Source organism: Leptolyngbya sp. CCNP1308 (assembly GCF_034932455.1).
In the GTDB taxonomy this organism is placed as follows: Bacteria; Cyanobacteriota; Cyanobacteriia; order Phormidesmidales; family Phormidesmidaceae; genus Nodosilinea.
In genome coordinates, this window is record NZ_JAYGIH010000072.1 from 416,550 (window position 1) to 430,881 (window position 14,332).

General features: G+C 58.0%; 13 protein-coding genes. 8 read left to right on the forward strand and 5 right to left on the reverse strand.

All coding sequences use genetic code 11. From position 1 onward, the window contains the following. Window positions 1–36: 36 nt before the first annotated feature. Together VB780_RS16295 and VB780_RS16300 are read left to right on the forward strand one after the other, a co-directional pair. Window positions 37–231: a type II toxin-antitoxin system VapB family antitoxin gene (locus VB780_RS16295; protein WP_323352220.1), complete on the forward strand. Its 195-nt coding sequence runs from the start codon at window positions 37–39 to the stop codon at window positions 229–231. After that, entirely contained in the window at window positions 228–629 is a 402-nt protein-coding gene (locus VB780_RS16300; protein WP_323352221.1) for a PIN domain nuclease, read from the forward strand. The genes VB780_RS16295 and VB780_RS16300 overlap by 4 nt, the downstream gene beginning before the upstream one ends. A 415-nt stretch (window positions 630–1,044) precedes the next feature. Here the strand turns inward: VB780_RS16300 and rsmI are convergent, their stop codons facing one another. Further along, window positions 1,045–1,923: a 16S rRNA (cytidine(1402)-2'-O)-methyltransferase gene (gene rsmI / locus VB780_RS16305; protein ID WP_323352222.1), complete on the reverse strand. Its 879-nt coding sequence runs from the start codon at window positions 1,921–1,923 to the stop codon at window positions 1,045–1,047. A 214-nt stretch (window positions 1,924–2,137) separates the two neighbouring features. Between rsmI and VB780_RS16310 the strand changes: the two genes are divergently transcribed. The 4 genes from VB780_RS16310 (at window position 2,138) to thyX (ending at window position 7,277) form a co-directional block, all read left to right on the forward strand. Continuing rightward, window positions 2,138–2,710 (forward strand): hypothetical protein, encoded by a 573-nt coding sequence (locus tag VB780_RS16310; RefSeq protein ID WP_323352223.1) that lies wholly within the window; start codon window positions 2,138–2,140, stop codon window positions 2,708–2,710. A gap of 181 nt (window positions 2,711–2,891) precedes the next feature. Then, window positions 2,892–3,953 (forward strand): DUF6765 family protein, encoded by a 1,062-nt coding sequence (locus VB780_RS16315; protein WP_323352224.1) that lies wholly within the window; start codon window positions 2,892–2,894, stop codon window positions 3,951–3,953. 209 nt (window positions 3,954–4,162) lie between these two features. Beyond that, a complete protein-coding gene (locus VB780_RS16320) occupies window positions 4,163–5,173 on the forward strand; it encodes a hypothetical protein (protein WP_323352225.1) in 1,011 nt (336 codons plus the stop codon). A 49-nt stretch (window positions 5,174–5,222) separates the two neighbouring features. Next, on the forward strand, window positions 5,223–7,277 hold the full coding sequence (thyX, locus tag VB780_RS16325; RefSeq protein WP_323352226.1) for an FAD-dependent thymidylate synthase: 2,055 nt from the start codon (window positions 5,223–5,225) through the stop codon (window positions 7,275–7,277). Between the two features lie 94 nt (window positions 7,278–7,371). On the opposite strand, the gene VB780_RS16330 is transcribed toward thyX, so the two are convergent. The 3 genes from VB780_RS16330 to VB780_RS16340 all read right to left on the reverse strand — a co-directional run bounded on the left by VB780_RS16330 (window position 7,372) and on the right by VB780_RS16340 (window position 11,310). Further along, entirely contained in the window at window positions 7,372–8,583 is a 1,212-nt protein-coding gene (locus VB780_RS16330) for a hypothetical protein (protein ID WP_323352227.1), read from the reverse strand. A 215-nt stretch (window positions 8,584–8,798) separates the two neighbouring features. After that, entirely contained in the window at window positions 8,799–10,406 is a 1,608-nt protein-coding gene (locus VB780_RS16335) for a mechanosensitive ion channel family protein (protein WP_323352228.1), read from the reverse strand. A 157-nt stretch (window positions 10,407–10,563) separates the two neighbouring features. Further along, window positions 10,564–11,310 carry a TVP38/TMEM64 family protein gene (locus VB780_RS16340; protein WP_323352229.1) on the reverse strand — a complete coding sequence of 249 codons (747 nt, stop codon included), beginning with the start codon at window positions 11,308–11,310 and terminating at the stop codon, window positions 10,564–10,566. A 255-nt stretch (window positions 11,311–11,565) separates the two neighbouring features. Between VB780_RS16340 and VB780_RS16345 the strand changes: the two genes are divergently transcribed. After that, the gene (locus VB780_RS16345) at window positions 11,566–13,050 is read left to right on the forward strand and encodes a HAMP domain-containing sensor histidine kinase (protein ID WP_323352230.1); all 1,485 of its coding nucleotides are present in this window, start codon (window positions 11,566–11,568) and stop codon (window positions 13,048–13,050) included. A gap of 40 nt (window positions 13,051–13,090) precedes the next feature. Then, window positions 13,091–13,765, forward strand: a complete 675-nt coding sequence (locus VB780_RS16350; protein ID WP_323352231.1) for a response regulator transcription factor — start codon at window positions 13,091–13,093, stop codon at window positions 13,763–13,765. A 284-nt stretch (window positions 13,766–14,049) separates the two neighbouring features. Here VB780_RS16350 and VB780_RS16355 read toward each other — a convergent pair whose 3' ends face one another. Further along, the gene (locus VB780_RS16355; RefSeq protein ID WP_323352232.1) at window positions 14,050–14,178 is read right to left on the reverse strand and encodes a hypothetical protein; all 129 of its coding nucleotides are present in this window, start codon (window positions 14,176–14,178) and stop codon (window positions 14,050–14,052) included. Between the last annotated feature and the right edge of the window lie 154 nt (window positions 14,179–14,332).

Below are 14,332 nucleotides of genomic sequence, written 5' to 3' on the forward strand. Positions count from 1 at the left end.
ATCTAGAAATTAGCAGAGCCTGGTGAAGCTGCAATCATGAAAACGAATATCGAAATTGATGAGAATCTGGTTGCCGATGCCTTGCGGGCGACCGGGCCAGAAACCACGGATAAGGTGGTCGAACTCGCTCTCAAGGTGTTACTTCAACTCAAACGACAAGAAGCTATCAAAGCCTTTCGCGGCCAGCTGCCTTGGGATGGTGACCTAGATGCCGCAAGAACCGACGCATGACTCTAGCCGATTCCATCGTGTGGATTGACTACTTCAACGGTCAAAACACGCCCCAAGTCGAGCTACTTGATCAGCTGCTCAGTACACAACCGTTAGCCATTGGCGACATTATTCTCACCGAGATTCTGCAAGGATTCCGCCAAGATGCCGACTATGTTATGGCCAGGCAACTCCTGACCTCACTGACTATATTTCAGCTGATTGATACTGACTTGGCCATCAATAGCGCCGACAACTTTCGCACCCTCCGCAAACGAGGCATCACAGTGCGAAAAACCATTGATGTGATTATTGCCACCTTTTGCATCGAAGCGAAACACGCCCTCTTGTTCTCCGATCGCGATTTTATTCCCTTCGTGCAGCATCTCGGCCTTGATGCGGTGCTGATGCCCAAATGACCAACTGATCAATGTTTTGTATTTTGCCAAGCTCAGAAAGCCATTTACGGAATCAGCCATGATTCTTTGTTACTGGAGCCGGGGGTAACTACGTGCGCGATCGCCGCAACCTGTGGTTGCCGTAGCTGCAAAGCGCACTACTGAGACACTGGCAGTCGGGCAAGCATTCTAATAAAGCCGATGCTTGCTATGGGATGTCAGCGCCCCGCTCTGCCATATCACTACCCGGCACCGCCAATGCATCGGTTGGATATAGCTTGTCACTGACCCGCTATGCGATATCACTCACCTGCAATCAAATATCACTGGACTGCAATGCGATGTCATCGGTCTGCAACGCAATATCACTGGCTTGCAATGCGATGTCACCAGCCTGCAATGGGATATCACTGACCTGCAACGTAATGTTCAGTTGCTAGCCAGGGAAACCATCGGTATCAATGCCCAGGGAAAGCTGGTAGATCGCTTTCTTGGATTGTCCAGTCGCTTTGGCGAGCTGACGGCTGGCGTCGGCTCGCGACATGCCCTGGCGCAGCAGTTGTTCTAGCTCTGCTCGGATGGCTTCGGGTGACAGCACGGGCGCTTCACGAGTTGCGCCCTGAACGACAACGGTAAATTCACCCTTGGGCGCTTCGCTCTGGTAATGCTCTAGGGCGCTGCCCAGGGTGCCGCGCCAAAATTCTTCGAATCGTTTGGTCAGTTCGCGGCCTAGGGTGACGGGGCGATCGCCCCCCAAAGCCGCCACCAAATCCTCCAGAGTCTTGAGCAGCTTATGGGGCGCTTCGTAGAGCAAGATAGTGCGATCTTCTTGGGCGATCGCCTCTAATCGCGCGGTTCTTTCCTTGCCCTTGAGGGGCAAAAAACCCTCAAAGACGAAGCGATCGCTGGGCAACCCGGCCACGCATAGCGCCGTAATTGCCGCCGTGGGTCCTGGAATTGGCACCACGGGAATGTCTGCCTCAACGCAGGCCGCAATCAGTTCATAGCCAGGGTCAGAAATTCCCGGCATTCCCGCATCCGATACCAGCGCTACGGCGTGCTGCCGCGCTTGCAGGTGGTGCAGCACGTCGCCGATGCGGCTGTGGCGGTTGTGCTCGTGGTAGCTAATCTGAGGCGTGGTGATTTGAAAATGCTGAAGCAGCTTGCCTGTGTGGCGAGTGTCTTCGGCGGCAATGAGATCGACCGACTGCAACATTCGCACCGCTCGAAAGGTCATATCTTCGAGGTTGCCTAAAGGCGTGCCCACCACGTAGAGATGGCCGGGTTTGGGGTCAGAATCAGAGGCCGGAGGCATGGGCGGTGGCGGTGGGGGCTAAGGGGTTAGTGTAGCGTTGGCAAGTTAGAAGGTTGGCAGGTTGGAGGGTTCTTGCATTAAAGCGCGATCGGGCGACGACAAGTGATCGGCCTGAAGAATGATGTTCAAAGACCTGCCCCCAGGGCAATCGCCCCTGGCCGTTGGTGAGCCATACTAAGCAGCAGTAGTTGAGTCAGTGCAAAGGAAAGTCGTGATGAAACACCTTAAACCCTGGGGATTATTACTCGGAGCAGCGGCCCTGACGGTTGGCGTATCCCCTGTTCTGGCGCAGGTTCCAGAAATGATAGCGGCTGAGGCTGCTCCTGCCGCCGAGGCCGCCCCGGTTTTAGAGACCACCAGCTACGCCGATTTATTTTCGATCGCGTTTCCGGCCGGGTGGCAGGTGAGTGAACAGGCCGATGCCCCTCAGCTTGTTGCAGACAGCGCCGGGGCCAGCGGCAGTCTGCCCGCCATGCGCACCGAGGTCACCTGGCAAGAGGCTCCCCCGCGCGAGGTGGTGGGCGCATCGCTAGAGGCTCTGCGCGCCAAGGGCTACACCGTCAGCCGCTACGATGCCGTCGCCATCGACGGGGTGACAGCTGTGCGACTGTGGATTAGCGAAATTCCTGAGGAATTTCCCAACGCGTTTATTACCTACGTCGGCTACCCCACCGCCACTGCCACCATTACCAGCTACTACGGCGACACCACGGGCAACATTGACCCGGTGCTAATGGCAATTCACCAGTCGTTTGCGCGATCGCAATCGGCTAGCACGGCTCCTTAGAGCAACTGATGGCTGTGGGAGGGATAGGGTTCAGGGTGCCAGGTCTAAGGCAAAAACCGGCAACGCTAGACCTGAACCTCTGAGCCCTTGATCACAATGCTTAACCCTGGAAGGGCACACTAACCCATACCCTATTTTTTGGGGCGTGTTGCCCTGCGATCGCCGCTAGCCAGGCAGTGTTATGCAAATTGATTTTCACCACGGGGCTACCTATGTGTGCGCCCGTTTGGCCGGTTTTGAGCATTTAGACGCCAGCATCGTGGCCCACAGCGCTCAATACGTTGACGATTCCACCCAGGCGGGGCTCATTCGCTTTGACAACGGCGCGATGTTCGATCGCATCAGTTCGGCCCACAAAATGCTCGACTACCGGAACTTCAAAGAGCTGGCCAACTGCAAGGTGTGGATTCCCTTTCATTTTTTACCGGGCAACGGCGGCCTGCCCGCTGGCCAAGACCCACCCGGCACCTTCATCGAAAAACTGATCTGCCGACCCAATAGCCCCGTCGCCCAAGCCATGGTGCGCGAATGCATTGAGCAGCGCTATCGCAGCTATGGCTTGCACCGCCTGGGCATTACCATGCACGTGTTTGCCGATACCTGGGCCCACCAGGGCTTCGCTGGCGTCAGTCACGAAATCAACAGCGCCCGCGACCTGGTTGATGGCAACAACAAACCCGACCAAAGCCTGATGAACCGCCTTAAGGGCTTTTTTATTGGCGGAGCGCTGCCCCTGGGCCACGGCACAGTGCTCAGCAACCCCGACAAGCCCTACCTGCGCTGGGGCTACACCAATGGCCGAGGCGAAAAAATCAGCCGCGACAACCCCAAAGACTATTTAGAAGCGGCTAACGAAATATGCAAAGCGATGCAGCGGTACCGATTGGGCGATCCCGCTGCCGCTGTGCCGGGGCTGCCAGCGGCTGACAAAGACAAAATCGCGATGCTGTTTGAAACCACCCTGGGGGAAGGCCACTGCCGCCACCGCCACTGGATAGAACATATTGCCCAGGGTTCCTTTAGCTTTGGCCCTGCCAGTGTGAGCTATGTCGCCAACGGCTACGGGTCTTGGAAACAAAAAGCCCTGGGCATCATCGGCGAGGGCGAGCGCAAAGAAATGCGTCTGGCCTACTCGCCCGCCTTTCTCACCAGCCACTGGAAGCTCTTTCACGACGCGCTGCGGGCGCATCACTTCTACGTCGTCCACGATCTGCTGCCTCAGTTTGGGATCTGTGTAGCGTAGGGAAGTGGGTGCATCGGTCGGTTCCTGGACGGAGTCGAAGGTGAGGGGATGAGGAAGATGAGGGGGCAGGGACTGGAAGTTGTAGAGGGCTGTAGCTGTCTGTTTCCCACGCTGTTCCTTTAAAAGTTTTCCTGCAAAAACGGGTCTAAGTATAGAGGGGCAGGCTATGCTAAGCCTTGACTGATCACGCCTACTAGCAGCAATTTCCTGTGGTTTCTCCCGTTATTCCTCGCCCTGCTCTAGATGTTTCGCCGCCGCCATCGCCGCGCCCCAAGTCGGCGCTTCTACGGCAGGGATGGTGGTCATCGCTACCGCGCCCCAAGCATCCCAAGATGTGGGGATTGGGTGTGGGCAGCTTAGCTCTGGGCCTGGTCAACGGCGCTTTGGTGATCTCCGCTGGCATTGGTCTGGTGGCCTATCAGCAGCTTTTGCAGCTCTCGCCTCGCCAGCGCAAGGGGTTGATGCAGCGTCTTCAACAGGGGCTGCCGCTGCCCGCCAAACCCCAGCAGCAGGCGTTGATGTTGGGGTTAGTGGCGGGGGTGAGTACCTACACATTTACGGCCCTGTGGCACAGCACCCACTCGCTGCTGATGGCGCTGCTGCTCACCGGGCAGGGGGCGCTGGCGCTGTTTGCGGTGGGGGCGCTGCTGCGATCGTCCCGGTCGGCAGAGCGTAGCGATGACCTGTGGGATGCGGCCCCTATGGCCCAGATGGAGCACAATTTAGGGTTGCTGAGCCACCCTGACCCGCTGAAGCGGCTGGTGGCGGTGCGGCGACTGGTGCGCCTGGCGCAGATGGATGAAGAGTATTTGACGGGCCTGTCGCTGCGATCGCACCTCCTCGACTGCTTCCAGATTCGGCTAGGCCAAGAGAGCGACGCGATCGTGCGATCGGCCTTAGAAGAGGGGCAGCGCTTGCTGCGATCGGCCAAACCGCTGCCGTCAAGTTCCGCAGCGGCCTTCACTGTAGATTCTGCATCCGACGCTGCTGAGCTGAAATATTCAGAATTAGAGCCTCAATTGGTTGCAGCACCAAGCCTTTCAGATTCCCCCAAACCTCCAGAATTGGAGTATTTAGAAGCATCTGTTGAACAGGACGACTCATATCAGCTCCCCGGATCCTCTACGGAGACATCCACGACGGAGCTAACCCGTTCGCCCTCGCCTGTCCCTAAGGAACGACGGGCTGTGGTCGAATACGAGGAATATCTAGACATTTAACTCCTGGAAACCTAAGCTATGGATCGCTTAATTCCCGGAAATCTGCGCTATGGATCGCTTCACCGTTGAGGTCATTTCCCAGACCCCAAACCCTCAACAGACCATGTACGCCGCCATGCACCAAGACTACGCCGAGGGCTTTGTGGCGCACGATCGCGACGCTTGGCCCAGCGAAGAGCGCTGCGGCGAAATCCTAGTCACCAGTCTGCTTAAGGGCGGACGTGGCCACTATGGCCCGCTAGAGCACCCGCAGATTGTGTTTAACGTGGGCTGGTTTCCCCACAGCACCATGCAGCAGATTCGCACTCATCGGGTGGGCGTGAGCTTCGATGTGCAGTGTTTAGCGGGCGATACTGAAGTGACCTTCGTTCACGCCTCCGGTGGTCTGAGAAAGATCAAGGTTGCCGAGCTACACGATCTGTGGACTAACGGTGAGAAGGCTAGTCGAGAACGCAAAATTCGTGGGCGCAATGGCGAACTCCCTGGCACCTACCGCCGCGACTGTAAAACCCGCCTCAAGAAAATGCGTCTGCGGGTTCTCAACGAAGAAACAGGTATTTTTGAAGTCGGTCACATTCAAGATGTTATGTGTAGCGGCTTGCAGCCCGTCTACCGGCTCACCTTGGCCAATGGTAAAACCCTTGACTGCACCACTAACCATCGCCTCTATACCGCCCAAGGGTGGCAGCGCATGGGAGATGCCCTGGGGTTAGTTGCCGATGCCGATCATCAGGTGCTGGCGGTTACTAAAACTTGTGAATTGATGACAAACGGCGTTGTGCGACCCGATGCGCTCTATAGTCAAGAGTCTTGGCTAAAAGCTCAGATCAGTCAGGGTTTGACGGCGCAACAAATCGCTGAGCAGTGTAGGTGTTCTGTTGAGGTAATTCGCCACTGGGCTAAACGATTTCAACTCAAGTTGCCCTCAGGACGGCGGCGCGGGCTTAAGACTGTTGTAGGCAACGGCTTGTATCGCGACAAAGCATGGCTCCAGGCTCAGCTTGCCCAAGGTCTTTACGTGGATGACATCGCTGCCCTAGCAGGATGCTCGATCGAATCGGTTAAGAAGTGGGTATACGCCCATGGTCTAACGCTCAACAAACGCTCGCCTGGCACTGACAATCCCTGGAACAAAGGGGTAAAGGGCTACAGGTTAGATCTGTCAGAAGACAGCTTAGAGCAACGTCGTATCAATGCCAAGACCTTCACAAAACGGGGCCCGGACTCTAATTTTTGGAAAGGCGGCACTTCCAGTGAACGAGAGCTGATTGGAGCCTGGACACGCCAGATCGCTCCCCAGGTGCACGCTAAGTTCAATTACATTTGCCAAAGTTGCGGTGAATCTGGCGGCAACCTCCATGCCCACCACCTGGTGCCGGTCTTTGCCGACGAGTCGCTAGCCTACGAGTTTAATAACCTCATTTCTCTCTGTCAGCCCTGCCATGAGCACCTGCACCAGAACCATTTAGAGGCGGAGTTTGCAACAAACTTTCAGCCTATTTTAGAACCCAAACTCTGGGCCGCTAAGCCAACACCTACAGGGCGAAAGCTTAAAGCTCATCCTGTTCAGGTGGTTTCGGTTGAATATCTGGGTATGCAGACCACCTACGATCTGGAGGTCGCAGGGCCCTGGCACAACTTTGTGGCTAACGGCGTTGTTGTTCACAACTCTTTCCGTTACACTGGGCAGCGCATTCTCGATGTGGTCGATGGCAAGCGCGAGGTCGAAGAGGTCTTCTACCTGCGCCCCCTAGGCTTCTATACCGATCGCCAGGGCAAGAAGTACGAGTACACCGCCGAAGCTCGTCAGCAGGATATTGACTGGTGCCTGGAAGCCAGCCGCCGCTACAAAACCCGCATTGACCAGGGCTTTGCCGAAGAGCACGCGCGGGGGCTGATTCCCTTCGACATCCGTCAGCACTGGGTGATGTCGGCCAATGTGCGATCGGTGATGCACCTGCTAGATCTGCGCTGGAAGGCCGACGCCCAGCTCGAAGCGCAGAAGATGTGCGAAGAAATTTGGCCCCACTTTGCCGCCTGGGTACCGGCGATCGCCGCCTGGTACGAAGAGAACCGCCTCAAAAAAGCTCGCCTGGCCCCCTGAGGCCGTGACAAACAAAAAAGGGGGGAGACAGCGCTGCTTCCCCCCTTTTTTGCGTGGTTTTCGACTTCTAGCTGAGAAAACCGGCTACTCAGCTCTAGCGATACCTAAAGTTGCGATAGACCAGGCGAGAGTTGAGCCCGCGCCCGCGCAAGAAATTGACCACCGCACTGGCATCGTTGCGATCGGTACATTCAGCCGCATTGATGAAGCGCCCCTGGCGTGCATTCTCAAAGCGAGGGTTGATGACGCAGGTCAAACCACCTACACCCTGGCTGCTGCCACTGGGTAGCACCTGGCGCACCTGCTGGAGTTCATTGTCACCACCAAAGACGGCGGCCACATAAGGCTCTAGGCCAGCCCCATCGGGCACGGTGCCACCGCTGCCAAAACACTCAGGGCGATCGGCCTGGGGAATATTAGTCACCAGAGGCGCAGAGTTGATTCTAGGTTCTGACAGTAGCACCCCGCCGTTGGGGGCAATCACATCCAGTTGTGCCTGCCCATCACTACTGACTCGAACGAAGTAGCGGGCCGGAACACCGCCAAAACTTTGACCGCCAAAGTAGTTGGCCCAGCATCGGTAGGGGGCAATCTCGGTGGCTTCTGCGGTGGCAATCAGACCATTGACCAGCGGTTGATTAGTGATTCTGTTGTAGACATTCATCTTGGTCACGCCGCTGTCGTTAAACACCCGAACCGAGTGATTTTGGGTATCAAAGCCCACAAACGTGCGGTTGAGCAGGTCGCCTTGTCCAGGGTTAGGGTTAGGGTTGGCTCCAGGCAGGAAAAAGTCTCGAACGCTGGTGCTATTTTGGCTGAGCAATATGGAACTGGTGGGGAGATCAACGATTTCGAGGCGGGCCTGGTTGTTAGTTAGGTTGCCACTAGCCCGGTAGACGACGTTGCGGCCTGCACGCGAGCCAAAGCTGTCATAGCTTATCCATTCTCTACTGATGATTCCGTCGCGACGGGTAACGGAAGCATTGAGTTGTTCAGACTGCCGAGTGTCTCTGTTGTAGACATTCATCCGCAGGGTGCCAGAATTCCTGGGAAAGACGCTAACGGTAAAGGTAGCGGTTTCAAAATAGAGGGTGGCGTTGCCCACGGTGTTGGGGTCCTGGGCCAACAACCCTTCCAATCCGGCCTCGGCAGCAGCGTTGGGCGTTAGCACTGTGGGCTGAGCCGCACCATACCCCGGCACCGATAGGCCAGTGACTAGAAAAACCGAGGTAACAAACAGCGCCACCGACTTGAACAGCCGCTTCGACCAGCGGCTAAGGGGGACATTGGGCCAGACTGGTTTCATGAAAATTAGCTCCCTATACTCCTCACTCGAGAAACCCGTTAGGCGACCAATTCGGGAACGTGTGGGTATAGAACCCCGGTTTCTCTGCAAATACGGCTGTAATTTTAGCTAACTTTCCCCAAAGCGCTCTTTTTTTTTGCTGGCCCCTAAACCGCTACGTTGCGCCCGCTAGCACCAAGTCCAAAGGAGGTAGTCATCTCAATTTCAAAGTGGTTCTACCCCTGCTCTGACTCACGGGCTGACTGGTTGGGGGACTGCTCTAGACTCTGCTGGGTCTCCGCTGCCAGAGGCATGGGCAGATACCCCGAGCGAATATGTAGATCGCGCTGGGGAAAGGGCACCTCAATGTCGTGGTGGCGCAGGCTGGCCTCAATTACAAAGTACAGGTCGCTTTTAATTACCAGCTGGCGGCTGGGCTGGGCGATCCACACCAGCAGCTCAAAGTTGAGGGCGCTGTCGCCAAAGCCCAGGAAAAACACCTGGGGAGCGGGGGCCGTCAGAATTTCCTGGTTTTTTTTGCAGGCTTCGAGCAGGGCAGCCCTGACCCGGTGGGGATCGGCGCTGTAGGACACCCCCACCGGCAGCCGAATGCGCGACACTGGGTTGCCGTGGCTCCAGTTGATTACCTCTGATTCTAAAAAGCGAGAGTTGGGCACGATGATGGAGACATGGTCGAGGGTGCGAATTTCGGTACTACGTGAGCCAATGCGAGCCACGGTGCCCTTAACCTGGCCAAAATCGACAAAGTCACCCACCTGCACCGGACGCTCAAACACTAGTACCAGACCGCTGACAAAGTCTTTGACTAACCCCTGGAGGCCCAGGCCCACCCCAATCCCCAGACCGCTGGCGATCAGCGCGATGGAGCTGAGGTCAATGCCCCAGAGCTGAAGCACGACCACGGTGCCCAACAAAATCAGGGTGTACTTGGAGAGGACGGAGATCGCCTCTTGGGCTGCGACGCTAATGCCAGTGACCTGCAACACTCGCGATCGCATCAGGTTGGTCAAGGTGCTGGCTACCACCACCAGCGCTAGCAGGGTGGCTAGCACCAGCAGCAAGTCAAACAGTGAGTAAGAGCGGCTGCCCAGCAGCAGACTGCGGTCAAACAGACCCTCTTGCAAACTGCGCGACACTCGGTAGCTCACCCGGCGGGTGAGGGGAAACAGGTTGGCAATGTAGCTCACCGCCGCAAACCACACCGCCCCCCGCACCAGAATCAGCGTCAGCCGAAACAGTACCTTTAGCCCAGTACCGTGATGCTCGGAGTCGGAGGGCCAGAAGGATAGCCGTTCCAGCAGCGGTTTGAGCCAGTGGTGCCACAGCCACCCCGTTAGCAGGTGCAGGGTCAGGGCGGCGGCTAGGGCGGCCAGCGCTTTGATCAGCGCCTGGGTCAAAAAGCCTGATTGGCGTTCGGCGCGGGCCTGGGTCAGTGCCGTAGCCAGGGCGTCAGCCCAGCGATTGGCTTGGGCCTGGGGTGTGGCGGCTCCGCCCACGGCCACATCCGCACTGGTCACCGTCATGATGTAGCGATCGCCCGCCAAGATCACCGGGTTGCTTCCGCCCGTCTCGCCGACGCTGCGCGTTTCGGTACGCACTGGCACCGGGTCAGCATCTTCTATCAAAGACTCTAGGTTGGTCTCAATGGCCAGCGCCCGCTCTCTGGCGGTGAGGTCTCCGGCAGCGGGTACGTCAAATAGAAACAGGCCATCGAGAAGTACCGGCTCAGTGTCAGTGGTCTGGGCTAACCCCGGCCCCGCCATTCCTCCGTGAAGCGCCAGCGCCAGCACGATTCCCCAGACCAGACGGCCTAGCCAACCCATTGGGCTTATTCCCATGCGTCTAGACCCAAAACACCGACACCAGCATAGCGGACGGGGGCGGGGGGGGAATGAGCCCAGGGGGGGATGAGGGGATGGGGTAGATGAGGGGATGGGCTGCCGCGCCAGTCATAGTCACTTTCCAGTGAAGGACGGGCAGCTAGAGGTTTTCTGGAGAAACCGGCTCGTCGGGGAGAGCCTCGTTGAGCGCCCGCCGCGCAATGCGGGTGACGTACAGGGTCACCGCCACCGTGGCCACCAGGCCGACAATGCGAATAATCCACTGCACGGTGGCGGCTTCGGGGGGCTGGCTGCTGTCGGCCCCCAGGGTGGCCAGGTTGCCCACCAGTGAGCCCAGATAGACGTACATAATCGTGCCGGGCAAAATGCCCACCGTACCCACCACGTAGTCTTTAAGCGAAATTTGGCTCAGCCCCAGGGAGTAGTTGAGCAGATTAAAGGGAAATACCGGCGACAGCCGCAGCAAGAAGATGATTTTGCGACCATCTTGGGCGATCGCATCGTCTACAGCCTGAAATCTTCGGTTTTTGGCAATTTTGCTGTCCACCCAGCTCCGTGCTCCATACCGCCCCACCAAAAAAGCTGCTGTGGCCCCCAGCATGGCTCCCACAAACACCAGGGCCGATCCCTTCACGACGCCGAATACCACCCCGGCCCCTAGGGTCACAATCGAGGCGGGCACAAAGGCGACGGTAATCACGATGTAGAGCAGGATGAAGGCGAGGGGAGCGATCGCCCCCAACCCGTCAATCCAGGCCAAGGCCTGCACCAGCTGCTGCTGGAGCGAGGCAAACAATGACGGGTCTGCCCCAGCCCCTTGGGCCAGGGCGGGAGACGCCGGAGCACCCACCAAAGCAATTCCTAACCAGAACAAAAAGCGAAGCATTTTAGCCGTCCCCGGGCGCAGTTTAGGCCTGGAATACATAATCTTAGGAGAGATGAGGAAGGTCGAGCGACCCGGAGGTGAAACTTTCGGCCTGGGCCAGTTTCTCCATTCAAGCCCGGCCCCCTGAGATGGCCCTGAGAATGCAGTAAGACTTACTGAAGTTGCGTATCAGCCTGTTCTCAGAATGGGCTGATAGAGTCGAGATCAGGTCTTGAATCAGCGGTGGTTCTTGGCCTTCCCTGTAGTCACCTTCCCATGGCGTATTTTTGGCTCCACCCAATAGCTCCGTTTCGCCACCTGCTGCGCAGACGAAAGATCGATCCGGGGTCGTTGCAAACTCGGCTTACCGCCGGAGTAGTGCTGACCTCGCTGGTGGGGGTGGGTGCCCTATCAAGTTGGATGGGCTGGCGCATGCAGCAGATTATGCTCGACAGCTATCGCCAAGGCACGGCCCTGATCGCCGATCGCCTGCAAGAAGACGTACGCTACTACAGCGCGATGATGCCCCCCCAAGCGGCCCTCGATCGCGTCATTGACCACAGGGCTACCGGCGATCTGGCGATTTGGGTTGAGACGTTGGAGGGCGATTCGCGAAGCGATCCGTCCCGGAATCGCCTCGCCCAGTCAGACGTACTCACTATGGGGTCGTGGCAGACCTCGGGGGTGAGCGAGGCGCTGATGGGAATGGCCATTCCTCCCGGCACCAAAATTGTTGCGGTACAGGGTTGGCAGCTAGTGGTGTGCGCCAGCCCCCTGGAGGTGGCCGGGCTGCCCCCGGCCACCCTCTATCTGGCCGACGACATCACCGCCGACTACGGGGGTATGCAGCGGCTGCTGCACATGCTGCTGCTCACCAGTCTGGTGCTGATTATCCTCCTGTCTGCCGCCTTTGCTTTCTACATTCGTCGCACCCTCAGCTCCATTCGCCAGCTCAACCGCCTGGCCAGCCAGGTGACCGTCGACACCCTCGACCAGCCCCTCAACCTAGAGGCCGCCCCCACCGAGCTGCAAGAACTGGTGCGCACCTACAACCTGATGCTGGCCCGCCTCTCAAAAGCCTGGGGACAGCAAAAACGCCTGGTTAACGATGTCTCCCACGAGTTGCGCACGCCGCTGTCGCTGGTGCAGGGCTACCTTGAGAGCATCCTGCGCCGGGGCCAAAACCTCACCGCCGCCCAGCGGGAAGGGCTAGAAATTGCCGCTGCCGAGGCCAGCCGCACCACCCGCCTGCTCAGCGAAATTCTTGACCTGGCGCGCTTGGGCAATGGACAGGGGGTGCTAAATTTGGAGCCTGCCGATCTCGGCGATATCGTCCGCGAAGCCGTCGCCCTGGCTACCCAGGGCCAGCCCAAATTTTCCCCGGTTCCGGTCAAGGTGGTAGCCTCCGCTGCGGTGGTGGCCCTGGTCGATCGCCAAAAGCTTCGCACCGCTCTGGTAGAACTGCTAGACAACGCCCTCCGCTACGGCAACCCCCACCGGCCAGTAGAGATTTCTCTGATGTGCCAGGGCCAGTGGGCCACGGTACAGGTGCAAGACTACGGGGCAGGCATACCAACCGACTGCCAGGGCGATATCTTTGACCCGTTTTACCGCGTAGATGAAGCCCGATCGCGCTCTAGCGGCGGCACTGGACTAGGGCTAACTCTGGTGCGATCGCTGGTCGAAGCCATGGGCGGCCACGTCACCCTCCAGTCGCAACCCAACCAGGGCACCTGCTTCACCCTCCATCTCCCCCTGTAATTCCCCACCTATCTCACCCCCCTCACCCTGGAAACACACCATGAGCGCCCGCATCTTAATCGTCGAAGACGAAGAAAAACTCGCTAAGTTTGTCCAACTAGAGCTGTCCTACGAAGGCTACGAAGTCAGCGTCGCCCACGACGGCCTCTCGGGGCTGATGGCCGCCCGCGACCAGACCCCCGATCTGATCATTCTCGACTGGATGATGCCGGGGCTGAGCGGGGTTGAGGTGTGCCGCCGCCTGCGCCAGACCGGTACCGCCACCCCGGTGATTTTGCTGACGGCTAAGGATGAGGTAAGCGATCGCGTTGAAGGGCTCGACGCCGGGGCCGACGACTACGTGGTCAAACCCTTTAGCATCGAAGAACTGCTGGCCCGCGTGCGCGCCCACCTGCGCCGCACCGAACCCCAGGATGCCGAGGTGCTGGTGTTTGGCGACCTCACCCTCGATCGCCGCAGCCGCGAGGTGCGCCGGGGGCAGCGCTCCGTTGAGCTGACCGCCAAAGAGTTCGACCTGCTCGACTACCTGATGACCAACCCCCGCCAGGTGCTGACCCGCGATCGCATCCTAGAGCAAGTCTGGGGCTATGACTTCATGGGCGACTCCAACATCATTGAGGTCTACGTGCGCTACCTGCGCCTCAAGCTCGAAGCCGAGGGCGAGAGCCGTCTGATTCAAACTATGCGCGGCGTTGGCTACGTGCTGCGCGATTGACGCATCCCCTGCTCTACCGGAAATGATCGGCACAAAAAAGGCCCGGCGTAGCCGAGCCCAAGTATGTGAGTCAGGTGCGAACCGCATCTAACATGCGTGAACGGTTCACTTTCATCATGGTCGCGAAGCCGAGGGCCGGGGTTAATGGCCGGTTAAGTTAGCCTGAGGCTCAGATGAGCAGCGTCCTACCGAGATTTCAGCGGCACTAACGTCTGCATAGGTTAACGAGTTACCGCCGAGGGGGCAATCCGGGCGCTGCACGGCCAAATACCCAGGCTACTGAGTTAGACCTGAGGAGACTCAGGGGGCAAAACTTCGCGGCTAGAGCGACCCAGCATATTTGCACGGCGATGTTGCTGCTGCTGCCGGCTGCGGGCCTGCAGCTGACGCGCTTGCTCTTGGGTAGAAAACATAGTGAATCTCCAAAAATCTGTATCTAAAGTTACTGAATTGATTTTAAGCATATCTTCTCTTTTGGATGATTGGGTTAAGGCTGCCCTAGGAAAACATCAAACTTTGGAAAATATCTGCCCCTCGGCAGACTGCTGTGCTGCCTATCCCGTCAGC